At 50.9% G+C, this 24,799-nt stretch carries 21 protein-coding genes; 11 read left to right on the forward strand and 10 right to left on the reverse strand.

Going from position 1 to position 24,799, the window contains the following annotated elements:
* Positions 1-26: 26 nt before the first annotated feature.
* The 9 genes from ABHF91_RS13685 to ABHF91_RS13725 all read left to right on the forward strand — a co-directional run bounded on the left by ABHF91_RS13685 (position 27) and on the right by ABHF91_RS13725 (position 14,828).
* Positions 27-1,583, forward strand: a complete 1,557-nt coding sequence (locus tag ABHF91_RS13685; RefSeq protein ID WP_409420816.1) for a type I restriction-modification system subunit M — start codon at positions 27-29, stop codon at positions 1,581-1,583.
* Positions 1,573-2,916 (forward strand): restriction endonuclease subunit S, encoded by a 1,344-nt coding sequence (locus tag ABHF91_RS13690; protein ID WP_409420817.1) that lies wholly within the window; start codon positions 1,573-1,575, stop codon positions 2,914-2,916. The genes ABHF91_RS13685 and ABHF91_RS13690 overlap by 11 nt, the downstream gene beginning before the upstream one ends.
* A complete protein-coding gene (locus tag ABHF91_RS13695) occupies positions 2,907-5,687 on the forward strand; it encodes an McrB family protein (RefSeq protein ID WP_409420818.1) in 2,781 nt (926 codons plus the stop codon). Before ABHF91_RS13690 ends, ABHF91_RS13695 begins: the two co-directional genes overlap by 10 nt.
* On the forward strand, positions 5,687-6,985 hold the full coding sequence (locus tag ABHF91_RS13700) for an McrC family protein (RefSeq protein WP_409420819.1): 1,299 nt from the start codon (positions 5,687-5,689) through the stop codon (positions 6,983-6,985). The genes ABHF91_RS13695 and ABHF91_RS13700 overlap by 1 nt, the downstream gene beginning before the upstream one ends.
* Before the next feature lie 28 nt (positions 6,986-7,013).
* A complete protein-coding gene (locus ABHF91_RS13705; RefSeq protein ID WP_409420820.1) occupies positions 7,014-10,145 on the forward strand; it encodes a type I restriction endonuclease subunit R in 3,132 nt (1,043 codons plus the stop codon).
* 74 nt (positions 10,146-10,219) lie between these two features.
* The gene (locus tag ABHF91_RS13710) at positions 10,220-11,128 is read left to right on the forward strand and encodes an ATP-binding protein (protein ID WP_409420821.1); all 909 of its coding nucleotides are present in this window, start codon (positions 10,220-10,222) and stop codon (positions 11,126-11,128) included.
* Between the two features lie 38 nt (positions 11,129-11,166).
* Positions 11,167-12,462 (forward strand): hypothetical protein, encoded by a 1,296-nt coding sequence (locus tag ABHF91_RS13715; protein WP_409420822.1) that lies wholly within the window; start codon positions 11,167-11,169, stop codon positions 12,460-12,462.
* Positions 12,459-14,141, forward strand: coding sequence for a hypothetical protein (locus ABHF91_RS13720; RefSeq protein WP_409420823.1), 1,683 nt, complete (start codon positions 12,459-12,461; stop codon positions 14,139-14,141). The genes ABHF91_RS13715 and ABHF91_RS13720 overlap by 4 nt, the downstream gene beginning before the upstream one ends.
* A gap of 9 nt (positions 14,142-14,150) precedes the next feature.
* Positions 14,151-14,828, forward strand: a complete 678-nt coding sequence (locus tag ABHF91_RS13725) for a flagellar motor protein MotB (RefSeq protein WP_409420824.1) — start codon at positions 14,151-14,153, stop codon at positions 14,826-14,828.
* 171 nt (positions 14,829-14,999) lie between these two features.
* Here the strand turns inward: ABHF91_RS13725 and ABHF91_RS13730 are convergent, their stop codons facing one another.
* The 4 genes from ABHF91_RS13730 to ABHF91_RS13745 form a co-directional block, all read right to left on the reverse strand.
* Entirely contained in the window at positions 15,000-15,473 is a 474-nt protein-coding gene (locus ABHF91_RS13730) for a DUF1439 domain-containing protein (protein ID WP_409420825.1), read from the reverse strand.
* Positions 15,474-15,567: 94 nt separating this feature from the next.
* A complete protein-coding gene (locus ABHF91_RS13735; protein WP_409420826.1) occupies positions 15,568-15,885 on the reverse strand; it encodes a hypothetical protein in 318 nt (105 codons plus the stop codon).
* 4 nt (positions 15,886-15,889) lie between these two features.
* Positions 15,890-16,585 (reverse strand): hypothetical protein, encoded by a 696-nt coding sequence (locus tag ABHF91_RS13740; protein ID WP_409420827.1) that lies wholly within the window; start codon positions 16,583-16,585, stop codon positions 15,890-15,892.
* Between the two features lie 23 nt (positions 16,586-16,608).
* A complete protein-coding gene (locus ABHF91_RS13745) occupies positions 16,609-16,878 on the reverse strand; it encodes a DUF4258 domain-containing protein (RefSeq protein ID WP_409420828.1) in 270 nt (89 codons plus the stop codon).
* 124 nt (positions 16,879-17,002) lie between these two features.
* Between ABHF91_RS13745 and ABHF91_RS13750 the strand changes: the two genes are divergently transcribed.
* The gene (locus ABHF91_RS13750; RefSeq protein WP_409420829.1) at positions 17,003-17,887 is read left to right on the forward strand and encodes a WYL domain-containing protein; all 885 of its coding nucleotides are present in this window, start codon (positions 17,003-17,005) and stop codon (positions 17,885-17,887) included.
* Positions 17,888-17,925: 38 nt separating this feature from the next.
* Here ABHF91_RS13750 and ABHF91_RS13755 read toward each other — a convergent pair whose 3' ends face one another.
* The 4 genes from ABHF91_RS13755 to ABHF91_RS13770 are packed head-to-tail and all read right to left on the reverse strand — an operon-like array spanning position 17,926 to position 21,389.
* Positions 17,926-18,216, reverse strand: coding sequence for a hypothetical protein (locus ABHF91_RS13755; protein ID WP_409420830.1), 291 nt, complete (start codon positions 18,214-18,216; stop codon positions 17,926-17,928).
* A gap of 44 nt (positions 18,217-18,260) precedes the next feature.
* On the reverse strand, positions 18,261-19,583 hold the full coding sequence (locus tag ABHF91_RS13760; protein WP_409420831.1) for a metallophosphoesterase: 1,323 nt from the start codon (positions 19,581-19,583) through the stop codon (positions 18,261-18,263).
* Entirely contained in the window at positions 19,580-20,032 is a 453-nt protein-coding gene (locus ABHF91_RS13765; RefSeq protein WP_409420832.1) for a hypothetical protein, read from the reverse strand. Before ABHF91_RS13765 ends, ABHF91_RS13760 begins: the two co-directional genes overlap by 4 nt.
* Positions 20,025-21,389, reverse strand: a complete 1,365-nt coding sequence (locus ABHF91_RS13770; protein ID WP_409420833.1) for an ADP-ribosylglycohydrolase family protein — start codon at positions 21,387-21,389, stop codon at positions 20,025-20,027. The genes ABHF91_RS13765 and ABHF91_RS13770 overlap by 8 nt, the downstream gene beginning before the upstream one ends.
* A gap of 519 nt (positions 21,390-21,908) precedes the next feature.
* On the opposite strand from ABHF91_RS13770, the gene ABHF91_RS13775 reads away from it, so the two are divergent.
* Positions 21,909-22,073 (forward strand): hypothetical protein, encoded by a 165-nt coding sequence (locus ABHF91_RS13775; protein ID WP_409420834.1) that lies wholly within the window; start codon positions 21,909-21,911, stop codon positions 22,071-22,073.
* 53 nt (positions 22,074-22,126) lie between these two features.
* Here the strand turns inward: ABHF91_RS13775 and ABHF91_RS13780 are convergent, their stop codons facing one another.
* Together ABHF91_RS13780 and ABHF91_RS13785 are read right to left on the reverse strand one after the other, a co-directional pair.
* Positions 22,127-23,344: a tyrosine-type recombinase/integrase gene (locus tag ABHF91_RS13780; RefSeq protein ID WP_409420835.1), complete on the reverse strand. Its 1,218-nt coding sequence runs from the start codon at positions 23,342-23,344 to the stop codon at positions 22,127-22,129.
* Positions 23,345-23,754: 410 nt separating this feature from the next.
* Positions 23,755-24,738 carry an FAD:protein FMN transferase gene (locus tag ABHF91_RS13785; protein ID WP_409420836.1) on the reverse strand — a complete coding sequence of 328 codons (984 nt, stop codon included), beginning with the start codon at positions 24,736-24,738 and terminating at the stop codon, positions 23,755-23,757.
* Positions 24,739-24,799 lie beyond the last annotated feature (61 nt).

Below are 24,799 nucleotides of genomic sequence, written 5' to 3' on the forward strand. Positions count from 1 at the left end.
AATCCTTGCCACAAGATGCTTTCACCATGCTGACCGATATCCAAAAAACCCTCTGGGCCGCCGCCGACAAGCTGCGCGCCAACGTCGATGCCGCCGAATACAAGCACATAGTGCTGGGCCTGATCTTCTTGAAGTTTATCTCCGATGCCTTCGCCGCCCGCCGCAAGGAACTCACGGCCCGCTTTGCCGACGAGCAGGACGACTACTGCCTGTTGGATGCCAGTGAGGAGGAGATTGCCGCCGAGCTGGAAGATCGCGACTACTACAAGGAGGTGAACGTCTTCTGGGTGCCGGAGAGCGCCCGCTGGGAGGCCCTGCGCGCCGCCGCCAAGCAGGCGGATATCGGCAAGCGCATTGATGATGCCCTGGCGGCCATCGAGGCGGAAAACCCGCGGCTTAAAGGCATTCTCGACAAGCGGTACGCCCGGGCACCGCTGCCGGATGGCAAGCTTGGCGAGCTAGTGGACCTTATCTCCACCATCGGATTTGGCGAGGATCAATCCAAGGCACGGGATATCCTGGGCCAGGTCTACGAGTACTTTCTGGGGCAGTTTGCCAGCGCCGAGGGCAAGAAGGGCGGCCAGTTCTATACGCCCGCCAGTATCGTACAGACCCTGGTAGCCGTGCTGGCCCCCCATACCGGCAAGGTCTACGACCCCTGCTGTGGCTCAGGCGGCATGTTTGTGCAATCCGAGAAATTTATCGAAGCCCACGGCGGCAAGCTCGGCGATGTGGCCATCTTCGGTCAGGAGTCCAACCCCACCACCTGGCGTCTGGCGGCCATGAACCTGGCCATTCGCGGCATCGACTTCAACTTAGGCCGCGAGCCGGCCGATACCTTTACCCGTAACCAGCATCCGGACCTGCGCACCGATTTTGTCATGGCCAACCCGCCGTTTAATATCAGCGACTACTGGCATGGCTCGCTGGAGGGCGATCCGCGCTGGGCGTTCGGCACGCCGCCCGCCGGTAATGCCAACTACGCCTGGCTGCAACATATGCTCTATCACCTCAAGCCCGGCGGCCGCGCCGGTATCGTGCTGGCCAATGGCGCCATGTCCTCCTCGCAAAATAGTGAGGGTGATATCCGCCGCGCCATGGTGGAGGAAGATGTCATCGAGTGCATGGTCGCCCTGCCCGGCCAGCTCTTTTTCAACACCCAAATCCCGGCCTGTCTGTGGTTTTTGGCCAATGGCAAGACCCGCCGCTTAGGCGAAGTGCTGTTTATCGATGCCCGCAAATTGGGCACCGCCGTCAGCCGGGTACAGATTGAGCTGACACCTGAGGATATCGCCCGCATCGCCGATACCTTTCATGCCTGGAAAGGGGATGGCGAAACCGACCAAGCTTATGCCGATATCCCCGGCTTCTGCCGTTCGGTCTCTTTGGATGAGATCGCCCAACATGGCCATGTGCTGACGCCAGGCCGCTATGTCGGTGCCGAAGCAGTGGAAGAGGATGACGAAGCCTTTGCCGACAAGATGCAGGCACTGACCGAGAAGCTGGGTGAGCAGATGGCCAAGGGCGCCGAGCTGGATCAGCTAATTCGCCAAAAGCTGGGAGGGCTGGGGTATGAGTTCTGAGTGGTCAAAAGCACTGACTATTAGTGAACTGCTATCTCAGAAAGGCGGATCAATCAAAACAGGACCTTTTGGAACAGCTTTAAAAGCTAGTGAGTATGTGCAGATTGGCGTGCCTTTAATTTCAGTCAGGGAAATTGGGCACGGTGTACTCCATATAGATAACAAGACACCTCGGGTTTGCGAAGCAACCTTGTCGCGCCTTCCCGAATATATTCTGCAGGAAGGTGACATTGTATTTGCCAGAAAGGGGGGTATTGAGCGCTGTGCTTTGATCCGTAGTCAACAGGCCGGGTGGTTTCTTGGATCGGATGGCATACGACTTCGACCTCCTGAGTCATGTGATGCAAGGTTTATTGCATACGCACTACAGACAAAATCGGTAAAGGATTGGCTTCTTCAGAACTCTACTGGTTCTACCATGGCGTCTTTGAATCAAGCAACGATTGGACGCTTACCTCTAGCATTGCCAACCATAAACGAACAAAACAAAATTGCTGATACATTAGAGGTTTTCGACGACCGCATTGCTCTGCTGCGCGAAACCAATGCCACGCTGGAGGCGATTGCCCAGGCGCTGTTTAAATCCTGGTTTATCGACTTCGATCCGGTGCATGCCAAGGCGCGCGGCGAGCCGCCGCAAGGGATGGATGACGCCACCGCCGCCCTGTTCCCCGATAGCTTTGAAGAGTCCGAGCTGGGGATGGTGCCGAAGGAGTGGCGTGTCCAGTCGTTCACACAAACTATCAACGTAATTGGTGGTGGCACTCCGAAAACGTCTATTGCTGAATACTGGAATGGCGATATCCCTTGGTTTTCTGTCGTGGATGCACCAACGACAACAGACGTATTCGTCATCGGGACTGAAAAACACATCACAGTGGCAGGTCTGAATAACTCATCCACCAAACTGCTACCCGTAGGAACAACCATCATTTCGGCAAGAGGAACGGTTGGACGTCTTGCTCTGGTCGGAACGGAAATGGCGATGAATCAGTCGTGCTATGGTCTACGCGGCAAGGCGGGCGATGCCTACTTCACCTACTTCAGTACTTACCGACTGGTTGAAACTCTAAAACAAAGAACACATGGTTCAGTATTCGACACTATTACCCGCGATACCCTGACAGGTGTTTCGGTCATATATCCAACAACAGCCGTCATTAATGCTTTCGAAGAAGCTATCGCGCCAGTAATGGAACGGCTCAAAGAGAATCTAAAACAAGCCCAAACCCTTGCCCAATTGCGCGATACCCTGCTGCCCAAGCTGATTTCCGGCCAGCTACGGCTGCCGGAGGCGGAAGCACTACTTAAAGAGACCAACTTATGCCAGTAACCAAGGACGGCTACCGGGACTACCTGCAGTCTCGCTCAATGTCGACCAATAGCATAGATTCATACTGTACCGGGATAAACCACCTCGCTCAACACAGTGCACAGGAACTGTGGACCATCACTGACCTTGAGCAACTTGATGGCCTACTGGCTGATTATGGCCAGCAAGGCAAGCATGCCGAGGAGGGAGACTACAGTAACGGAACTGCACGAAATGCATTGCGCCACTGGCGGGATTATGTGGCACAAGAATCAACTACAGCTGAAAAGCGTCCCTCGACCTACCTGCTAACTTGGAACCCGGAACACTATCGGGCAGGAGGCAATGCAGGTGTTCACGTTGGTGAGACTCAACGCTGGAGTTGTAACTCAACCAAACCGCAACCAGGTGATCACGTCTATCTTATCCGTCTCGGCGTCAATCCTCGCGGCTTGGTGGCACGAGGCACAGTCACCGAGGGCAGCTTTAAAGATGAAGATTGGCGAGACCCGACAAAGACCCGCAGCTATATCCGCTTTAAGACCGAAGAGACTCGGCCTGATTGTGCCTCCGGCCTGCTACCGATGGTGTTGCTTGAGCAGCTATCACAAGGCGAGTTTAAGTGGAGCGCCCAAAGCTCGGGGGTTTGCATCCCTCAAACCTTAGCCGATTCGATTGATAGGTTATGGGAAGACGGTAGAGGTATACATAGTCTAGCCCAATGCGCTCAATGGTATAATCAACGACCTGAGTCTATTGATGATTGGAAACCGTACTATCGTTCTCGTATTGAAACGATTTCAACAATAAGAAATGGGAAGCAGGCGCTCGACGAGTCAACATTGGAATGGTTATGGCGCGAAAAAAATAATGGGGTATGTAGTATCGGCTCTGGTCAACTATACAATGAAGAATACAAAAACAACGTTGACTTTTTCAAGGCCGTCACGAAAGACGTGATGAAAAACCCAAGCAAAGAGATTTATGATAAAATCCTTATTGATTGGAGTGGACGACAGAACAAAGGGCTATTTAGTCGACGATTAGAAGCTGTGGTTCGTCGAGTTTTTTCAGCTATGGCACCAGAACGCTACACAACAATAATGAATGTGGATGACTGCCGCAAGCTGTTGAATCACCTAGCCAGTGATTTTGAATTGCCTTATCAGCAATCCCGGGACTGGTTTGAATTAAACCACTCAATCAAAGATGCCATGAAGAAAGCCGGGCTGCCTTCAGACACCCATGTCGATAACAACATTTTAGCCTGGATGCTTTACACCACATTTGCTGATCAGAAAACTGATATCACTCTCAGTGAAAACGCCACCGTATCAACTCATTTCAATGCAGATATCCCCACCATGACGACAGCATCCCCACTTAATCAGATCCTCTATGGCCCTCCTGGCACCGGCAAGACCTATAACTCGATTAACAAGGCGGTTGAGATCCTGGATCCTGAGTGTTGGCGCTCCAATCAAGATGACAGCAACCAGGCTAGAGCCACACTAAAGGCCCGCTTTGATGAACTGGTTAACATGGGGCAAATCCATTTTGTCACCTTTCACCAGAGCTTTAGCTATGAGGATTTTGTGGAGGGGATTCGGGCCGTCACCGATAACACCACTGAGCAGTTACGCTATACAGTCATTGATGGGATCTTCAAATCTTGCTGCATGCGTGATGAGAAAAAATTGCAAATTAGACGCCCTGAGATACAGAATGCCTCGATGGATATTGACAAGATAAATATTATCCACTTCAGATTTGGCGCTGAGGGTGAGTATAATGACGAAATCAAAAGCGCTATCGATTCTGGTCAGCTTAAGCTTGACAATGAAATCGCCGCAACAGGGGATTTAATTGTATTGGCAGATGGCAATACTTACCTTGTTGCGATCGGGAGGGTTACACATTTAGATAACACTAGCCAGACAATGTCTATTTCATGGCTAAAAACTTATCAGGTTCCCCTTCAGCTAAAAATGCTAGTACCTAACCCTTCTCCTGTTCACCAAGTTTATAAATTGAAAGATGAGCGGATAAATAAAGACTATTTAAAGACTCTTCTTTCAGAGGAACAAGAAGAAACTAGTGACGGCATAAAAAACTCAAAGAGAGTTCTGATCATCGACGAAATCAACCGTGGCAATATTTCTCGCATCTTTGGCGAGCTGATTACCCTGATCGAGCCCTCCAAGCGACAAGGGGCTGATGAAGCATTGGAAGTCATACTGCCCTACTCAAAGAAGCGCTTTAGTGTGCCGGATAACCTCTACCTGATTGGCACCATGAACACGGCTGACCGCTCGCTGGCCGGGCTGGATATCGCCCTGCGTCGCCGCTTTACCTTTGTCGAGATGCCACCCAAACCTGAGCTGCTTAAGGATACCGATATTGACGGGCTCAATATCGGCCAGTTGCTTGAGGTGATGAACCAGCGCATCGAGGTGTTGCTGGATCGGGATCACTGCCTGGGCCACGCCTATTTTCTGCCGCTCAAACAGGAGCAAACCCTCGACAAACTGGCGTCAATCTTTCGCAACCAGATACTGCCGCTGCTGCAGGAGTACTTCTTCGAGGATTGGCAGCGCATCGAATGGGTGCTCAATGGGCATCGAGCCAAGGACAAATCCCTGTGCTTTATCAAGCAGCCTGATGGCGATAACCAGTTAAACCAATTGTTTGGCGAGTCGCTTCTTAAGCATTTGCAGGACAGACGCTGGCAGATTAACGAGGCCGCCTTCGGCAATATCGAGAGCTACCACCAGATCCTCCAGGGGGAGTGATGGCACATACCTGGATCAGGGTACGTGAGCATGCCCGACTGACGACAGACGCCATAGCGCCGGATCTGGATCGTGCCCAGATAAGCCCCAGCGCCTTTGACTGGCTATGCCGGTTGCAAGCCGGCTTTGGCCAGCAAGGCGCCCGCCTGGTGGAGGTGGAGAATCGGTGCTGGCTACGGCTGGATAACCATGTGGGAGTACTACAGACGCCCTGTGGTACTGGTATCGAGATCCTGCCCAAGCATCATGAGGCGCAGGAGGATCCGGCAAAAAGCCGGGCCCTGCTCAGCCGGCTCATCGCCTCTGCACTGGATCTGCCCCACCGTAGGACGGAGGTGGCGGAGGTACAGCTGTTCGACTCCCCCTTGATCGAGTGGGTCATGCGCCAGTTTTTGCTGGCGCTGGATCAGTTGATCAAGCGTGGTCTGCGCTTTGACTATCAGCGCGTCGAGGAGGAGCAGCCCTTCTTGCGCGGTCAGCTGGATATGGCCAAACAGATGCGCCAGCCGCCCGGTCGCCAGCATCTGTTTCACCTGCGCCACGACCTCTTCTTGCCCGACAGACCGGAGAACCGCCTGCTGCGTCTAGCACTGGACAAGGTCTGTCAGGCCGCCCAGGAGGCGACCAATTGGCGACTGGCCCGGGAACTGGCCGGCTATCTGCACGAGATCCCCTCAAGTCGCGATGTGCGACAGGACTTTGCCCGCTGGCGAACCGATCGCCTGATGGCTCACTACCAGGCCGTGCGCCCCTGGTGCGAACTGGTGCTGGGGCAGCAGATGCCCTTGGCAATTCAGGGGGCCAGCCAGGGCATCAGCTTGCTGTTCCCCATGGAGAAACTGTTCGAGCAGCATGTGGCCAAGGTGCTGCGAGGCAAACTGTACGTCGGCACCCGTTTGCACCCCCAGGCAGCCAGCGAGTATCTGTGCCAGCACGATGACAAAGGCATCTTCCAGTTAAAGCCGGATCTGCTGTTGACGGCAGGACCGGATACCTGGGTGCTGGATACCAAGTGGAAGCGGCTCAACGAACAGGACCGAGACAAGAAATATGGCCTGAGCCAAGGGGACTTTTACCAGATGCTCGCCTATGGCCTGAAGTACCGACAAGGTCAGGGCGCACTGGTGCTGATTTACCCAAAGACAGACAACTTCACAAAACCCTTGAAGCCTTTCACTTTTTCAGATGAATTAGAGCTCCAGGTGTGGCCATTTGATTTAGAAAATGATGAACTACTTGGCCTGAGCAATTGCTCGATACCACTTGAGTTTACCCGCATAACAACAGACGCCGCCTAGGACGGTCAGAGCACAGGGAAGTGTGGTAATGACGGAAGATCAACTGGAGCAGGAAGTCCTGGGTTGGCTGCAAGAGGTCGGCTACCAGGCTGTTTGCGGTTACGATATCGCCCCCGAGGGCCCAAACCAGGAGCGGGCCGATTATCTACAACCCGTCTTGATCGAGCGGCTACGCAGCGCCCTCGCCCGCCTGAACCCCCAGGCCCCCCTGGTGGCCCGTGAAGATGCCCTCCAGCAGGTGCTGGATCTGGGCATCCCGTCCCAACTATCTGCCAACCGCCGTTTTCACAACCTGCTGGTACAAGGCGTCAAGGTCGAGTACCAGAAAGAGGGAGAGACCCGAGGCGACTACCTCAAGTTGGTGGACTGGACGAACAGCGCCGGGCAGAATGAATTTGCCGCCATCAACCAGTACACCCTCAAGGGCCCCAAGCACACCCGCCGCCCCGATATCATCCTGTTTATCAATGGCCTGCCGCTGGTGGTCATCGAGCTGAAAAACCCGGCCGATGAACACGCCGATATCTGGAAGGCCTTCGAGCAGATCCAGACCTACAAGGAGCAGATCCCCGATCTGTTCCAGTACAACGAAGTGCTGGTGATCTCCGATGGCTCCGAGGCGCGCATGGGCTCGATCTCGGCCAATGCCGAGCGCTTCATGCAGTGGCGCACCGTGGACGGCGTGACGCTGGATCCCTTCGGCCCGTTCGGCGAGCTGGAGACCCTGGTGCGTGGCGTGCTGGCGCCCTTGTACCTGCTGGATTACCTGCGTTATTTCGTGCTGTTTGAGGACGATGGCAAGCTGGTGAAGAAGATCGCCGGCTATCACCAATTTCATGCAGTGCGCGCCGCCATCGGCCAGGTGGTGGCCGCCTCCCGCGTCGATGCCGAAGGCTATCGCAAGGGCAAGGGCGGCGTGGTCTGGCATACCCAGGGCTCGGGCAAGAGCATCACCATGACCTGCTTTGCCGCCCGGGTGATGCAGGAAGCCCGGATGGAAAACCCCACCATACTGGTGATCACCGACCGCAACGATCTGGATGGCCAGCTGTTTGGCGTCTTTTCTCTGTCGCAGGACTTGCTGCGGGAACAACCGGTACAGGCGCTGACCCGACAGGATCTGCGGCAGAAGCTGGCCAACCGCCCCTCCGGCGGCATCGTGTTTGCCACCATCCAGAAGTTCGCGCCCGGCGAGGATGAGGACAGCTTCCCCCTGCTCTCCGATCGCCACAACATTGTGGTCATCGCCGACGAGGCCCACCGCACCCAATACGGCTTCGAGGCCAAGCTCAAGGAGGTGGCCCTGCCCCAGGTGGCCGAGGCCGCCGCCGGTTATCGCACCAAGTTCCAGGTGGGCTACGCCCAGCACCTGCGGGATGCCCTGCCCAATGCCACCTTTGTGGCCTTTACCGGCACCCCTGTCTCCAGCGAAGACCGCGACACCCGCGCCGTGTTCGGCGACTACATCCATATCTACGACATGCAGCAGGCCAAAGAGGATGGCGCCACGGTCGCCATCTATTACGAATCCCGCCTGGCCAAGCTGGGGCTTAACGAAGCCGAACTGCCCCATCTGGATGATGAGGTGGATGAGCTGGCCGAAGACGAGGAAGAGCAGCAGCAGGCCAAGCTCAAATCCCGCTGGGCGGCCCTGGAGAAAATCGTGGGGGCCGAGCCCCGTCTCCAGAAGGTGGCCGCCGATCTGGTGACGCACTTCGAGGAGCGCTGCAACGCCCAGGACGGCAAGGCCATGGTGGTGGCCATGAGCCGGGAGATCTGCGTGCATCTGTATAACGCCATCGTCGCCCTACGCCCCGATTGGCATGATGACGACCCCATGAAGGGCGCCATCAAGATAGTGATGACGGGATCCGCCAGCGATAAGGCGCTACTACGACCGCACCTCTACCCCAAACAGGTGAAGAAGAGCCTGGAGTCGCGTTTCAAGGATCCCACGGATCCCCTCAAGCTGGTGATAGTGCGGGACATGTGGCTCACCGGCTTCGACGCCCCCTGCGTCCATACCATGTATGTGGACAAACCCATGAAGGGCCACAACCTGATGCAGGCCATCGCCCGGGTCAACCGAGTGTTCCGAGACAAACAAGGCGGCCTGGTGGTGGACTACATCGGCATCGCCAACGAGCTCAAGGCCGCCCTGAAGGAGTACACCGCCAGCCAGGGGCGCGGCAAACCCACGGTGGATGCCCGGGAGGCCTGGGCGCTCTTAGAAGAGAAGCTGGATATTCTACGGGCCATGCTGCATGGCTTTGATTACAGCGACTTTGCCAGCGGCGGCCACAAGCTGCTGGCCGGTGCCGCCAACCATGTGCTGGGCCAGAAAGATGGCAAGCAGCGCTTCGCCGACCATGCCCTGGCCATGAGCAAGGCGTTTTCCCTGTGCTGCACCCTGGATGATGCCAAGGCGGTACGCGAGGAGGTGGCCTTCTTGCAGGCGGTGAAGGTGATCCTCACCAAGCGGGATCTCAGCCAGAAGAAGCGCAGCGACGAGGAGCGCGAGGCCGCCATCCGCCAGATCATCAACCAGGCGGTGGTCTCAGAAGAGGTGGTAGACATCTTCGATGCGGTGGGGTTGGACAAGCCCAATATCGGCCTGCTGGACGATGACTTTCTGGCTGAGGTGCGCAACCTTCCGGAGAAGAACCTGGCGGTGGAACTACTGGAGCGCCTGCTGGAAGGCGAGGTGAAAAGCCGCTTTGCCAGCAACCTGGTCCAGCAGCGCAAGTTCTCCGAGATGTTGAGCAATGTGGTCAAGCGCTACCAGAACCGCAGCATAGAGACAGCCCAGGTGATGGAAGAGCTGGTGGAGATGGCCAAGAAGTTCCGCGACGCCGCCAGACGCGGCGAAGCCCTGGGCATGACCGACGACGAGGTGAAGTTCTACGACGCCCTGGCCAACAACGAAGCAGCCGTGTTGGAACTGGGGGACGAGATCCTGCGCAAGATAGCCCAGGAGCTGACCGACAACCTGCGCAAGAACCTCAGCGTCGACTGGTCCGCCCGCGACAGCGTCCGCGCCAAACTACGCATCATGGTCAAACGCATACTGCGCAAATACAAATACCCGCCCGATGGCCAGGACGAGGCCGTACAAACGGTACTGCAACAAGCAGAGGCGCTGGGGGAAGAGTGGGTGTAATGCAGCCAAATCAAACAATGAATACACATCTATCATCGCCAGCATTTTATGCTTTAGCACAGGTATTATGAACAATGGATGAGAAGCCAAACCAAAATCACAGCAATAATAACTCTGACTTCAAAATTAGGATTCCCCGTCTAACTCTCGAAAAAGATGTGATTTTGTCAGCGACGACTAAACAACTATTTGACGAAGCAATTGGTGCGATGAAGCACCATAAAACAATATACAGTGACTGGGGTTTTGGTGATGTAGATCCCATGGGGAGAAATATGGTTATAAATTTTTATGGCCCCCCAGGCACGGGTAAAACACTGGCAGCAGAAGCTTTGGCAGGAAGTTTAAAGCGAAACTTCATACACATTGGTATTGCGGAACTGGAAAGTAAGTATGTTGGTGAAACAGCCAAAAACATTACAGCAGCATTTCACGCTGCAAATGAAGAGTGTGCGGTGCTGTTCTTTGATGAGGCAGATACACTTCTAGGTGCTCGCCTTTCCTCCGTAACACAGGGGATAGATAATGAAATCAACGCTATGCGTTCTACTCTTCTCATGGAACTGGAGCGCTTCGACGGCATTGTAGTGTTTGCCACCAATTTCGCAAAAAACTATGACCAGGCATTTGTCAGCCGTATTCGGTACCACATAGAGTTCCAACTACCAGATCTAGATGGTAGAAGAAAATTATGGGACAAAATGCTAGTACCCGGCGTACCTCTGGCCGAAGACAGGATCAGCATCCTAACTCGCTGCGCTGAAGCATCTGAAGGTCTATCTGGCAGAGAAATCAGAAATGCATTAAGAACCGCGTTTCCTAAAGCACTGTTAAATGACAACCCTTCACCAAAGGTGCACTGGGAACACCTAGCCGAAGCAATAATGCAGATACTCGCTTCACGTAAACAGGTAGGAAAAAAAAGAAACGATAACGCACAATCTGAATCAATTCAGCCCGGCATGAAAATGCTTGGCTTTTAATCTTATCACTAATCATCAAGACAATTTTGGAGAAAAGTATGGGGTTCTTTAGCTCTGTTAGCAGCTTCGTTAGTTCCGCAGCAAGCACTATAAGCAATGGATTAAGCAAGGCAAAAGAGATGGCAGGAAAGGCCATCGGCTGGGTGGCTGAAAAAGCAGAAGGCTTCGTTGATGGTGTAAAAAAAGTTTGGCAAACAGTCAAGCCGTTTGTAGCGCAAATTCAAACTGGAATAAGACTAGCAGCTGATGCAGTACCATGGCCATGGCTAAAAACTGCATTACTAGCGCTTGATAAAGGGATAACTGTACTAACAGCATTTGAAAACTCTCCCGTAGCCAGAAAAATTGATGAAGCAATTAAATGGGCAATCAAGTTAGCCAAACGCTGGCAAGCGCAAAAGAGCCAGACATCAAAAGAAGGACTCAATACTGATGATGAAATGGAATTGAGTGATGATGACTTGGCAACAGCCAGAGAACATCAAGCAACCTTCCGCAGTGTTGAACGCGAAATGGGTGATACCCCTGAACGGAAGCAGTTTGAATTAGCATCCGCTATCAATGACTATGAAATTTCCAAGGCTGATTTAGCTAGAACACTGGCTGGAGAACCAGCGAACTTTGAGCATTATTTGCGTCTGCGTGCAACTCAGAAACTGCTTAAAATGGCAGAAGATAAATTTAGCCGAGCAGAAACGGTATCCGATTTGAGCCTAGATGATCTCTTCCTGGTTCGTATCGCATCAAACTTAATCAAAGAAAATCCGGAACTAAGTTCTGAGGCCGCCATTCGCCTAGATAGATTACTCGAACAAAAATATGGCAAGAAACTAACACCTTTTGTATTTGAAGAGCTAATCGCCTCTTGGGCCATGCGAGCAAAGGACCTGGGTACTCAATGGCAAGAAGCAAACCGCAAACATGCAAAAGATAGCATGTTGCTTAAGCGACTATTGCTGGCTAAAGACATTCAAGGAGAGCTATCAATCGAAGAGACTGACGAGTTAGCTAGCCTGGCAACTGAAGTACCAGAAGAAAAAGAGAATTTAGATGCACTATCCACTAAACGTCGAGATATTGAACGCTATGTTGGTGCCATCGAGGGCTTTTTGCAGCTGCTTGAAAAAACACCTGAAGAAATCGAAGCTCAGGACAGAAGCTATCTAATCGATGAAGGTGCAGAGGTTGGACGCATATTGATTCATTGTGCAGAACATGACCTCGCATTCCGAGATTTGACTCAAGAAGAGCAAGAGCTAATCACTGACTATTCCAATATATTCAAGAAAGAATCAGAAGCTCGCATGAACAATGTTTTGGAGATTACAGTATGAGTGCTCATGATATTATGGGTTTTTTACTGCCAAACTTTGCGGATCCGATTCAGGTTGCATTTATGAGCATCCTGCTACTGATGATGGGGTTGACCATCATCAGTACTCATATGCTTGCTACGCCAAAGTCATGGGAAAACAAGTGGAACCGCGGTACCCCCAACGACGAAAGCGATGATTTGGATATTGAGCATGGCAGTGTTACAGATCTCTGGCATGCCGTCGCTACCGCTCCTGAGAAAATGGCAGAAATTATGCCAGGCATGCTACTGGTTGTCGGTCTGTTGGGTACCTTTCTTGGCCTCGGTTTGGCTCTTAATCATGCATCGAATATTTTGGGACAGCCTGATGCCATGAATGCCAGTGCAGCAGCCAGCAGCATGCAAGATCTGTTGGGTCTACTTCAGGGGTTGGGTACCAAATTTAAGACCTCAACCTGGGGCATCTCCGGTTTTGTGTTACTTAAAATATGGGCAGAACTGACCAGAGTTGAAGAAAAACGACTTAGCTGGGTCATCCATAAAGTAAAAACTGAATTGGACAAGCGAAAAAGCGCCATTTCATTTCAAGATGAAGCTAAACAGCAAGCTCTTTTTCATAAACTTCACGAAGTATCTAACAATCTGGTTGATAACTTCACTAGAAATCTTACTCTTGCTTTTGAGCAAAATGGCGCTCATTACGAAAACAGCGAAAAACTACTAAAATTCACCAATAAAAACATATTGGATTTCAACGCAAATAGTAACAAAGATAATTTATTGCTGCACTCAGCCATACAAGAACAAACAACAGCGCTCTGTGCAGTGATGAAAGAAATAAAAGCAAATACTGCTGACACCATGCATTCTATGCGTGATTTCACACAGAACACCGGATCCATCGTTCAAAATATGGCTGAAGCCGCACAGCGCATGGCTGGTGGGGCTGATCGCGTTGGTGGTGCTGCGGGTGAATTGGTCAATGCCATTGAACAGTTTAAGACGCAATTCACGGACGTTCTCGACAATGTACGCCTCGATCTAGGTGCCGCCATTACCAACATGAGCACACAAGCCTCTCAAACACTGGAGCAAGGTAGTAAACAGTTGGGAGAGGCAACTAGAGAGATCTCCACGGCTCTTGGACAATTATCTTCTGATGTTAAAACGACGATGGTAGATGTTAAGAATTCGATTAATAACAGCCTTATCATCCAACAAAAAGCCTCTCAGGAATTCATTACATCAACAAGAACATTGAATGAAAAAATGGTGGAAATCACCAGCATGCTTCATGATGAGCTTGGTGAGCCTATCAAGATAGGACTTTCAGCGATTTCCTCCTCTAACCGTCAGATTAAAGGCGTCGGTGATTCACTAGATAAATCCATTACCAGCCTAGAAACTGTCATTAAAAACCTCATCATGCTTCCTGATAGTCTTATGCCATTGAAACACCTTACTGAAGCACCTAAGAAAATAGAAAACTTGCATTTAGAAGTAGTGAAATTGCATTCAGCACTTGAGCCAATCCAGCATGTTAGTAGTCATACTAAAAATCTTGTTACCAGTATGTCAAACCTCTCTCTTTTGCCTGAGCACTCCAAGGCAATGCTGAATGAAATACAGGGCCTGAGAGATGACATTAAGATATCAATGACTAGGCCGGAATTTCAAGAAACCAGTATTGAAGGGTAAGCATTAACCATGAAGGATAAACCAAGCGAATGGATTGCTATATCCGACTTGATGTCTGGTGTCATGGCTGTTGTTATGCTGTTGTTGGTCATTGCTGTTCTTCAAAAAAGTGTCAGTGATATGCATCACCAGCAGGAAATGGCCAAAGCAGCTGAACAGGCGAAACTAGCTCAAAGCAAAATGAAAGACCCTATGGCTAAAGTCAAAGCGGCCCTCCAAGAGATGATGAAAGACGACGACGCATCAAATCTGATGGTACTTGATATGACATCCAACCGATTGACATTGGCAGACAGTGTGTTTGAGCGAGGAAGTGCATGCTTAAAAGAGGAGGCCCAACACGCTGTCAGTTCTGTCAGAGGTAAATTGGTTAGCTTTTTGAGCGAAAATCCTAAAGCTCAAATTTTTGTCGAGGGTTATACAGATAACATTCCAGTTTCTCGCCCCGTTACGGACTATAGAAAATATTGTACCGTATATGATGATAACTTCACCTTATCTGCAGCGAGAGCTAGAGAGGTTAGAAAGGCAATCATTGGTGAGTTGGATGATCGATCAGCAAAGCGCATTGTAGTAGCTGGATATGGTGACTCTAGACCTTTGCCGGAGATTGATGCATCAAATCCCAAAAACAGAAGGGTTGAAGTAAGGTTTCTGATAGATAATTTTGATGACATTGTAAATTAATGACTGGAGACACCAATATAAATTGGTGTCTCCTTCTCAGCCCGCACCACCTGCATCAGACATTGGGTGACCTGTTATGTTGGGTGCGCTACTTACTGGATTGTTCCGTGCTACCCCAGCTCTCGAGCATGCACACATGTCAACCGCAAAGGAATTAGGATAGTAACACATTCATAACAAAGATATTCTAACTGTGCGATTATCAATGGTTAAACCTTTTACCAAGCTATACTTAATCCCCTCTGGCAGAGAAAACGCAAAAAGGTCTGAAAGATGTTTTTTCATTATAATGTTCAAAACAGCATTAATCGTATCAATATACTTATCCGATACCGATGGTATGTTTAATTTTAGTAACTCCGGGTTCTTTAACACAATTTTCCTGTCCACCTCATCATATACTACTTGCCCACAAATATTAACGCTTCCATGGTGCTCTCCCACCAGGAGAGCTTTGACGGAAACATCTACCATGAGCTCAACTTGATTTTTCTCATCGAGAAACCAGACTTTAGGATGAGACAATGTGACCACAACACCGGGTAAAGCCTTATACTCAAATGGAAACAACTCATCAACATCCTGCTGCACATCTTCTTGTGTTTTAACTATTGTCAAAAATTTTTCTTTAATTTTGCCAAGCATATCACTCTCTCCAAACGTACATTTATAATAGCCTTACCAAGTAACACTCAAAACCAAGCATTTAAATATACAACTCTACATCGACTGATATACTTTACTCAATACTCGATGCCTGTTGTATAGCTAACTCTGAGACTCCAGCCTTACGTAATCGCTCCACCAATCTCTTACGCTCAGAATCTATTAACCCTTGTGTTTTTATAAGCCTTTTCGAATTAACCGAACCACCAAGCTCTTGACATATTGAATAAAGTTGTGCACTAGCCTTTGTTAATTGTAGCAGCAAGATCAACAAATCAGTTGAAGCCATATCCAAGCTCTGCTCACTTGCCTGCTCATTGCTGGATTCAGTATTTGTTAAAAACAATCCAAAGATCATTAGCAATACGATAATGATTAGAAAGCTCCCCATGATGTCACTCCTGTTTTGATTCCAGTTCTTTACAAGGAAGGCGCAGACTCTGCACCTGAAAAGGGCCGACCAAGGCCCCATAGAGCAGTACGGCAGTCTCTTTCACTGAGCCCCCCTTCCCTTCGGGCTGATCCAGCAGCCAGGTCAGGCCCTTGCTGCCTTCCTGAGCTCGGATAAACGCCAACAGGGCCAACTGCAAGGCCATAGTCATGCCCTCGCTTGAGGGCATCATTGGTGACGGTCGGCCCTCAGCCCACTCGTGCCAAGGCGTACCCACTCGCCCCAGGCAGCGCCGCTCCAGGGGACCCAGACTCAGCAAATGGCACGGATCTGCTTTACTCACTTCAGTTGGCATCGCCATGCGCAACAGCTTATCCAGCCAGAGCGCCAGTAGCCGGAGGAGCTGATGCTCATCTGCGTAGTGACTGGACCACACATCTACCTGAGTGAGCAGTTGATTAAGCTGGTTCACGACCGGCTCTCCGCTCAGTTGCACGCCGTGAGCGAGCACCAGATTGGGCAAACCGGTTAGAAGCAAAAACCGATCGTCTACTGGGCATATCGGCGGCATGACATGGGCCTTCAACTGTGCCTGAACTAGTCGATAGCGGGCCGCCGCCTGATGCAGTTCTGCCTGTTGCAACGCCAGCAGAGGCATCCGTAGCAGCGATTCGCCTCGCGCCGTTCGTATCACATCCATCGGTTGCTCCCTCTGGGCACTTATCAATGGCGATCCCGCTTGAAGTGGCAAGTCTTGTGACCCACAGTCAGCACGGTGCCACCCTCCAGCACCAGGTAGTTGCGGCAGATCCGCTCCCACTGATGCCCCTCCAGCTCGGCGCTATGCTGCAGGGCGCGACGAGCCTGACTATCGAAAAACAACACCTCGCGTCCCCTGTGGTAACTGGAGCGCCCGTAGGCCAACAGGAGCTCTACGGCCTGGGGGCTGATGCCCCGCTGTTGCATGCGTGTCGTGGCGTGTTGGCTGTACATGGGGCTCTCCTCGGCGTCATTTGATGACACAATGATATGTAGCCTGTATAGTCATGACCATACTGGTTACACACACATGTCGCGTTTTCGCGCAGATGCCCCTAGTTAGGGTGGAGGAATACCGATGGAGAAGAGCGAGCTGACCTGGGATCAAACCCTGCGATTTCGTCTGCTGGAGATAGTGCTGCAATGGGAGGGGCGGTTGACCACCAATCACCTGTGCAGTGCCTTTGAGATTGGCCGACAGCAGGCATCCAAGGACATCAACCGCTATATCAAAGAGTTCTCACCGGAAGGGCTGGTGTACGATCGCCAGCTTAAGGGCTACAAGCCCACCGAGCGCTTTGTGCCACGATTCAGTCAGGGCACGGTGAACGAATACCTGCACCTGCTGCACCAGGACAAGGCCCAGACCAGCATGCTCTCCCTGATGGATCTGCGCTATGGCCATACCGAGGTGCTGGATGTGCCCTCCCGCCATGTGGATCCGCAGATAGTGCGGGGCCTGGTGCAGGCCGCCCGCAACCAACTGCGGGTGGATGTGGACTACGCCTCCCTGAGCTCGGAGGAAACCAGTGGCCGCAATATCGTGCCGCACACCCTGATCTATGACGGTATCCGCTGGCATGTGCGGGCCTACTGCGAGAAGAAAGGCGAATATCTGGACTTTGTGATGAGCCGCTTTCGCGGTGTGCCGGATCTGCTGGATGCCTCCGAGCATGGCAGGGAGCAGGACGACAAGTGGAACACCGAGGTCGAGGTGGTGATCATCCCCAATCCTTGCCTGACCCCGGGCCAGCAGGCGATCATCGCCCAGGATTATGATATGCAAGACGGTAAGCTACGTTTTAGACGCCGGCTCCCCCTGGTGCATTACGCCCTGGATCGCATGCAAGTGAGCTACGACGGCCAGCACAGCCAATACCCTGACCAGTTCCCGTTGGTACTGCACAACCGCGACTCGCTTATCGCTCAGGGCTGTAAGTTCAAATTAGCTGCTGCGGTGTAGTAAAAAATCAAGGCGCCAAAATTGGGGTGTTGGCGTCTTTACTTTTCGTTATCCAACGAACCAGCTTCGATTGCTTTGCCATGGATCTCACGGATAACCCCGTCAATATCCTCAAAAGGAAAACCGTCCCACAACTGATCACCCAGGGCATAACCATCACACCCCTTACAGATATGATAATAGGGTTTCGATACGCTCAGTATTGAATTGGGAATGCTGTGAATAGCAGGATTCAGCTCCATAAGCTGATGAAGCGTATCTTGCGTGATGACAACCATAGGCGCCTTGCACACCGGACACCGTTTACCCGGTTTTAATTTTCTTACCATATGACATCTCTTCTTTAATAGATAAGGCTACACTCATTGATTTTTCACGATACTTGTGTTGCAAGCCAGGAATCTCGTGCCGCCATTAAATATACCGCTGCACGCCCACAACGTTCGGAGTCCGTTTCACCGCCAAAATAGGCTAACTCCAACCCTAATAGATAGCCACCGATCAACTGACGTTCACTTCCACTAGCAAACACTAACTTGACTATATCACTGACATATCCATCGTATTCATCACGACATGCCTCGATACCAAACACGCCAGACGGATCCCAGTGCTGCCAGAGTATTTTTCGCACTTCGGTACAGAATAATTCAAGCTGCTCTGGTTTGTGATGTGGCCACTCAAGCGGTTCAACAATATTGGCCAACCACTGGGACATTCCTGCCTCTGCCTCACGACTGAAATGTGGCTGATCTGACCAGAAAAAATGACATGCATCGGGGCAATGCGGTTTTTGATTGTCTGTAAACCACAAATAGCTGACCAGCGGCTCATCTTCTGCTGCCGCGTTGTAGTCAACGCAAATCACTTTCTCACTCAATAATTCAGGCATCCCAGAAAGGGTATAATGTCCCACGACAACAGGGAGTTCTTGCGCTAACGGACGAATCGCATCAGGTAACGGCACATCGGGAATAGCTGTTCGACTCGCACTTGGTACTTGGGCTAATTCTCGATATGTACGAGCCGAATCTTGCCACCAGCTGACACGGATCTGCTGACGAAACTTACCTCTCTTGTCATGAAAACCAAAACCCTCGGGCAACCCGATCTCGGGTCCCTTTAGCAGGATCTCACAAAAATCGTGCAACTCATGTTGTGGATTAAATGCATCAGGCCAGAATTCAGCCTTGAGGCTATTATCCGAATTAAGATATGGCCTGATCTGCGCTATGACAGTACGATCCCAACAGGCATGAATCGCCCTAACCTCCCCCAGATCGAGAAACAAGGGTAGTGTCATGAACCACCGAGCCCAATCGGCGTGCGTGGCGCTATCCTCTTCAACCTCTTCCAAGAAAAGCTGATGCTGGTGTTTGTTGTCATTGCTGTGTTGTCGAAGTGGTTGCCCGGTTTGAGGATGTCGCAGCCACCACCCAATCGCATTGAACTCATGATTGCCCAACAGACAAATCGCCAAGTTGCGTTCGCACAGCGACCTAACCAGCGTCAGGGTGGCCAGTTGATCGACACCTTGCTGCGCAACGTTGTCAATCAAATCACCAACGAAGATCATCTTGCTGTCAGAGGCTGTAGACATTGGATCGTCAGGAATGAAATCGACTGCATCCATTAGCTCAGTCAATTTTTTAAACTGACCATGGACATCACCAACAAAAATAAAATTACTCGTCATCTCGTCACATTTCCGTTGTCAGCTGTTCTTGTTGTTCGCCAAACAAGCCCTACTTTTTTAAGACCACCTTTGCGAGGTGTAGGAGAGAACCTCTGTTGACCTAAGCATTCCGAGAATAAGCTCACCTCGACAGATATCGAATAATCTAAATCGTAGAACTCATCATATTGATCTATCTTGACTGCTTGCCCATGGGCAACATCCTGATAACACAACATCTCACCGCCACCACCAAACGCATTATCATCAATGGTAACTGAGCTAATAGGACAGGCTCTAACCCACGTTAAAATTTCATTACTGCCATTGATGAGATACAGACTTCGGCCCATCTGATTATCAGGAAAGCAATCAAGCCAAATTGAGGCGGTTTCAGCGCCTTGATGCCGATGAGGCCTGCTGGCATCCAGTTGATTATCATCAAGCTGAATCATTATTTTTTCAATCATCACACTCACCAAGCGTCAAAGGAAAGTGACAACCTGAATGACCAATTATGCTTGCCATACGCATCAAGATCACAGAGATACGGCCGCCAGTTAGTTCATCAGCGATGCCATCCACACCAGAATAACTGCTAAAACGTGCTGCTCGCACCAATGCCGTCAGCAAATAACAACAATCCTCCAGTTCCCACTTTGTTGAGTTATTTACCCATTCGTGCTGTTCGGCAAGGGCCATCGCTCTGACAACCGGGTGTTCGAGGTAGTCGACTTGGATGATCCCACAGGCATAAACAGCACTCAGCAATCGGGTTGCCTGCATTTCAGCATTCTGATCTGTTGCCGCTTGCATTTGGTCCAGTAAATTCCTGACATCCTCTTCTTGGGGTAAACGAGTTGCTGCAGGAAAAATCAGCTGCTGAGCCAAATCGACAATCCGCTCATGCCAAGCAAGCTTATTAACCCAACTAGAAGGGATCCCGTCAAGCCCATAATAGGCGCCGGCCAGCTGACCATAAATTGCGGCAATTGTATCGGCATCGCCCCCCAGATTAGCCGCAAGTAATGCCCCTTCTTCGAAGGTTTGACCATGCCAGAATGCCCATAATGCAGCTTCGAGAGAGTCAACCACATAACCACTACTGGCAATGTCATACCGTGATTTGTGGCGATAGCTGCCCTGCACAATATCCTTTATTTCAATTGGCAACGCCCCCAACCTGGCCGTCTCTTCTGCAGAAAACGAGATAATCGCGCTTTTATCCGTCTGCTGGCATGATGAATTGGTCAAACCAAGGGCGTGATCCATAAAAAGCGCCATCACTTTACAGGCACTAACCGCCAATGGATGTCGATGTGTTGTCATCGAACTGAACGCCGACATCTCCAGCAAATGCACTATCGCTGAAGCAGTATCTCGCGTAGAAACATGTGTAGAGTAAAAAAGGACCAGCGGCGCAAGCCTCATCAGGCTACCGTTCCCTGCGCTGTAATGGTCTTGGCCACCTGGATAAGGTGATGAGCTGCCTTTAAATTCACGCAAAGCCTTACTAACGGTGCGTCCGATGTCAAAACAACGGCCATTCACCGAGTTTTCTCCTTCCTCGCGCCAACGGGAATACCGCTCAAGTTGATCAATGGGATTATGCTGCCGACAGCAAAGCAGACTATCCGCCAAACACAGTGCCATGCTGGTATCATCCGTCCACTCGCCTGCTCTAAGCTGGAACGGCCCTCCGCCGATAATGTCCTGTAACGGCTCATACTGATCACGCGGCATGAATTCCAGCGTGGTTCCTAATGCATCTCCAATGGCCAAGCCAGCGAATGCCCCCATCGCCTTATCATTGAGCGTTCTCGACATAATTCTCCTGTATCACCATCGTTCACCAAGCTATCAACAGAAAAAGCTTAAACATGAGAGCACATTACGGGATTCGTCGCCCTACATGCCGTCGAGCAAAGAATAGGTATACTTAGAGGACACGTCGATACTGACTACATATACATGTCGCATTTTCACGCAGATATGCGATGGAAGTGGAGAACTAAAGAATGAAGAAGAGTGACATGACCAGGGATCAAACCCTGCGCTTTAGCCTGCTGGGATAGTACGGCACAACGCCCCGGATCTCATGCAGATAAGCTACGATGGACAACATGAGTAGCGCTCCTGCTCTACCCCCTGGAGCTGGCCAACCAGCAGCAACTGATCGAGGCCGGGTGCGAGCTCAAATTGGCGCCATAAGAGTGTGAAGGCCTCACCACTGTGGGGCCGCTGTCCTTGATATGCTGAGCTGAAACCTAGTCATAAGGAACCTTTATGCCGCTCCCCATGCCCCCCACTACACTGAGCTGCCCCAAGTGTGGCTGGCACAAAACTGTGGTCCCTAAGTCCGATGTGCTGATCGAAGGCCACACCTGGTTCACCGTCTGTCCCCAGTGTGGTCATGCCGAGCTGGAGCGCAAGGAGGCTAATGGGCTCAGCGGCCTGGTTGCCGAGGTGCAGCAACGATTCGAGATATGGCAGAAGAAACGGGGCCATTGAACCTCAAGCAGGATATCGCCTCTGGCCATAGATCGGGAAACGCGATCTGTCAATCAACGAGTCAGCAATTGAATCACATTGCCCTCATTGGGCACAGCTGATGTGAGGATGTTCCCCCATAGCTCCAACGCCGCTCTCTGCTCTGGCAAACGGGTGGTGTGAACATAGTGGGCCATGACACCAGGCAGGGAATGCCCGAGGATCTGCTCCACGACATGCGGCGCTATCCCGGACTCATTCAGATGAGTTGCCAGGCTGCGCCTCAGGTCGTGCCAGGCCCAGGCTTCGGCATGGCCGAGACGCCTCCAAATGCTGCGCCCAGCTTGACTGACCGCCTCAGGACGTTTGAGTTCGCCGAGGAGATAGGGTGAGTCCTGCTGCTCGGCCGCTTCGACCAATGCCTCAATTAGCGGGCGAATGAAGTCGGGGATAGGACGGACAATCTTGGCTCCGCTCTTGGAGTGCTGGGATGGCACAGTCCAGACGCCAGCCTGCAGATCCCATTCGCTGGGCGCCGAAAGCCTGACCTCCTGAGTTCTGGCACCAAACGTCAGCAACAGTTTGGCCAAGTTGCCGTAATAACGATTGGTGCTGAGCTCATCCGTCCAACCCCAGACGGCACGCAACTCCGCCAAACTCAGCACCCTGTCACGCTTGCTCTGCTTCTTACCGACATCCGCCACTGTGAGATCATCAAGCACATTGCTGATGGCATAGCGCCGGACACGACAGAACTTCAACGCCTGTTTGCAATTCTGAAAGCAATAGCCACTGGCAACAGGTGCAGACTTGGCATACTCATCAAACACCCCTAGCCAGTGCCGAGTCTCGCACTCGGCCAAAGGCAGGTCGCCAATCCGTGGGTAGACCCAGCGAACGAATTGCTGACGATGCTTCTCACTGTTGGCGCGCTTCTTTTCCGCGTGGTGGGTTAACCAGTACTCCAGAGCATCTTTCACGGTGACAGGTGTCAACCGCTCATCCTTGATGAGACGGCTCATCAGCGCAGGATCCTTGCCCTCCTCTAACCAAGCCCGACACTGAGCTGCTCGCTTCCTAGCCTCAGCCAGGGAGAGCCCTTCATCTTGTCCGGTGTAGGTGCCCAGGGCCAGATTCTTGGCCTTGCCGTGGATGCGATAGCGGTAGGTGAAGCTCACCTTCCCCGTGCTGCGCCAGAGAACAGAAAGACCATCCCGATCCGCAATTTTGCGTGGAACTTCGTCTTCGTGCCCACGCAGCATGCTCTTGAGTTTTTTGTCCGATAACGCCATTTTTGAACCCACAACTGAACCCACACTTTCGTTATATAGCATTGGATTGCGTAGGACAATGATGGACTCAGCAAAATTTTAAAACCTTTTAAATCATCATGTTGAAAGCAAAACCCGGACAGGTTTGGACTGATTTGGAATACCGGTAAGATAGTACGGCATGAACTAAGACAACTTAGTTAAGCCGTTGAAAATAAAGGCGCCTTGCGAATAACGCAGGCGCCTTTTTAGTTTTAAACCCACCATTGAATCCGCAGTTTTAATGGCTACCAGGCAGTTCGTAACTCGGTCAGGCGGCGTTGTTAATGGAATGGGCGCTCCCTCTCAAATCGGCATCCGATATGCCAAAGTGGGACGATGAATCGTCACAGTGAGTCGCGCGACCATTCCATTAACAATGGCCAGCGCTATCAACTCTCATAGGCCCACGCTTGCCAAGGTGATTTACCATCACAAATAAAAATATGAGCCCCATCATCAATTAAGCCATCAGTAACATGAATTTGCCCGGATTTAGAAATCACTACAGCTTCAATATCAGTTTGTTGGTTTAAGTAAAAAATGGCATCATGAGTGCATGATAAAAATCCAGCTGTACTCCAAATTTCACCATCTATCGAATGTTTGGAAATGATCGTAATGCTGGCTATATCCGTTGAAATTGGCATTCCCGTCTGAGTATCAAGTAGGTGATGATAACGTTGACCATTGACTTCGAAGAAACGTTCATTGATACCGGAAGTGACCATGGAACAGCCCTTAAGAGGAATAACGCGAACTACCGACCCACGTTCAGCCAAAGGATTTTGAATACCCACATTCCATGCTCGATTAGTGTTATTAGGTGAATGACCAATGGTTAATACATTCCCCCCTAAGTTAATGAAACCATGTTCAACACCGGCGTTGACTAATTTCTTTTTTACTTCATCTGCAAAGTAACCTTTTGCTATTGCCCCTAAATCAATCTCCATGTTTGGTTGAGCAAGGTAAACAGACTGATCATGTTCATTCAGGAAAATATTTTTTGGATCAACCAAAGGAAGTTTTGCTGATATTTCATCTCGCATAGGTACTTTGGCATTTTTAAAACCGATGCGCCACGTTTTGACCAGAGGACCAATGGCAATATTAAAGGGGTTCGCTGCATCCATGCTGATCTCTTTAGCTATTGTAATCAGCTGGAAAAGATCAGGCCGCACAACAATTGGTGCAACGCCCGCATTTTTATTCACGTACATTAATTCAGAATCAGGCTGATTCACTGTAAATCGTCGGGCATATTGATAGAGTTGAATGTAGGCGTCCTTGATGAGCTGCTCACCATTTGGATGGTAAATCATTAAATCAATAAATGTCCCCATCATTTGGAATCTGGTTTGATATTTTGTCATTTTAATATTTTGCGAATTAGCATGAAATTAATAAATCAGAGGGAAGCATAGTCCCTCTGAT

The organism is Pseudaeromonas aegiceratis, from assembly GCF_046254905.1.
Lineage (GTDB): Bacteria > Pseudomonadota > Gammaproteobacteria > Enterobacterales > Aeromonadaceae > Pseudaeromonas > Pseudaeromonas aegiceratis.

What these genes read in the sequence shown, in the direction of transcription:
- ABHF91_RS13685 (WP_409420816.1), top strand. Translation starts at nt 27, where the DNA reads ATGCTGACCGATATCCAAAAAACCCTCTGGGCCGCCGCCGACAAGCTG.
- ABHF91_RS13690 (WP_409420817.1), top strand. Translation starts at nt 1,573, where the DNA reads ATGAGTTCTGAGTGGTCAAAAGCACTGACTATTAGTGAACTGCTATCT.
- ABHF91_RS13695 (WP_409420818.1), top strand. Translation starts at nt 2,907, where the DNA reads ATGCCAGTAACCAAGGACGGCTACCGGGACTACCTGCAGTCTCGCTCA.
- ABHF91_RS13700 (WP_409420819.1), top strand. Translation starts at nt 5,687, where the DNA reads ATGGCACATACCTGGATCAGGGTACGTGAGCATGCCCGACTGACGACA.
- ABHF91_RS13705 (WP_409420820.1), top strand. Translation starts at nt 7,014, where the DNA reads ATGACGGAAGATCAACTGGAGCAGGAAGTCCTGGGTTGGCTGCAAGAG.
- ABHF91_RS13710 (WP_409420821.1), top strand. Translation starts at nt 10,220, where the DNA reads ATGGATGAGAAGCCAAACCAAAATCACAGCAATAATAACTCTGACTTC.
- ABHF91_RS13715 (WP_409420822.1), top strand. Translation starts at nt 11,167, where the DNA reads ATGGGGTTCTTTAGCTCTGTTAGCAGCTTCGTTAGTTCCGCAGCAAGC.
- ABHF91_RS13720 (WP_409420823.1), top strand. Translation starts at nt 12,459, where the DNA reads ATGAGTGCTCATGATATTATGGGTTTTTTACTGCCAAACTTTGCGGAT.
- ABHF91_RS13725 (WP_409420824.1), top strand. Translation starts at nt 14,151, where the DNA reads ATGAAGGATAAACCAAGCGAATGGATTGCTATATCCGACTTGATGTCT.
- ABHF91_RS13730 (WP_409420825.1), bottom strand. Translation starts at nt 15,473, where the DNA reads ATGCTTGGCAAAATTAAAGAAAAATTTTTGACAATAGTTAAAACACAA.
- ABHF91_RS13735 (WP_409420826.1), bottom strand. Translation starts at nt 15,885, where the DNA reads ATGGGGAGCTTTCTAATCATTATCGTATTGCTAATGATCTTTGGATTG.
- ABHF91_RS13740 (WP_409420827.1), bottom strand. Translation starts at nt 16,585, where the DNA reads ATGGATGTGATACGAACGGCGCGAGGCGAATCGCTGCTACGGATGCCT.
- ABHF91_RS13745 (WP_409420828.1), bottom strand. Translation starts at nt 16,878, where the DNA reads ATGTACAGCCAACACGCCACGACACGCATGCAACAGCGGGGCATCAGC.
- ABHF91_RS13750 (WP_409420829.1), top strand. Translation starts at nt 17,003, where the DNA reads ATGGAGAAGAGCGAGCTGACCTGGGATCAAACCCTGCGATTTCGTCTG.
- ABHF91_RS13755 (WP_409420830.1), bottom strand. Translation starts at nt 18,216, where the DNA reads ATGGTAAGAAAATTAAAACCGGGTAAACGGTGTCCGGTGTGCAAGGCG.
- ABHF91_RS13760 (WP_409420831.1), bottom strand. Translation starts at nt 19,583, where the DNA reads ATGACGAGTAATTTTATTTTTGTTGGTGATGTCCATGGTCAGTTTAAA.
- ABHF91_RS13765 (WP_409420832.1), bottom strand. Translation starts at nt 20,032, where the DNA reads ATGATTGAAAAAATAATGATTCAGCTTGATGATAATCAACTGGATGCC.
- ABHF91_RS13770 (WP_409420833.1), bottom strand. Translation starts at nt 21,389, where the DNA reads ATGTCGAGAACGCTCAATGATAAGGCGATGGGGGCATTCGCTGGCTTG.
- ABHF91_RS13780 (WP_409420835.1), bottom strand. Translation starts at nt 23,344, where the DNA reads ATGGCGTTATCGGACAAAAAACTCAAGAGCATGCTGCGTGGGCACGAA.
- ABHF91_RS13785 (WP_409420836.1), bottom strand. Translation starts at nt 24,738, where the DNA reads ATGACAAAATATCAAACCAGATTCCAAATGATGGGGACATTTATTGAT.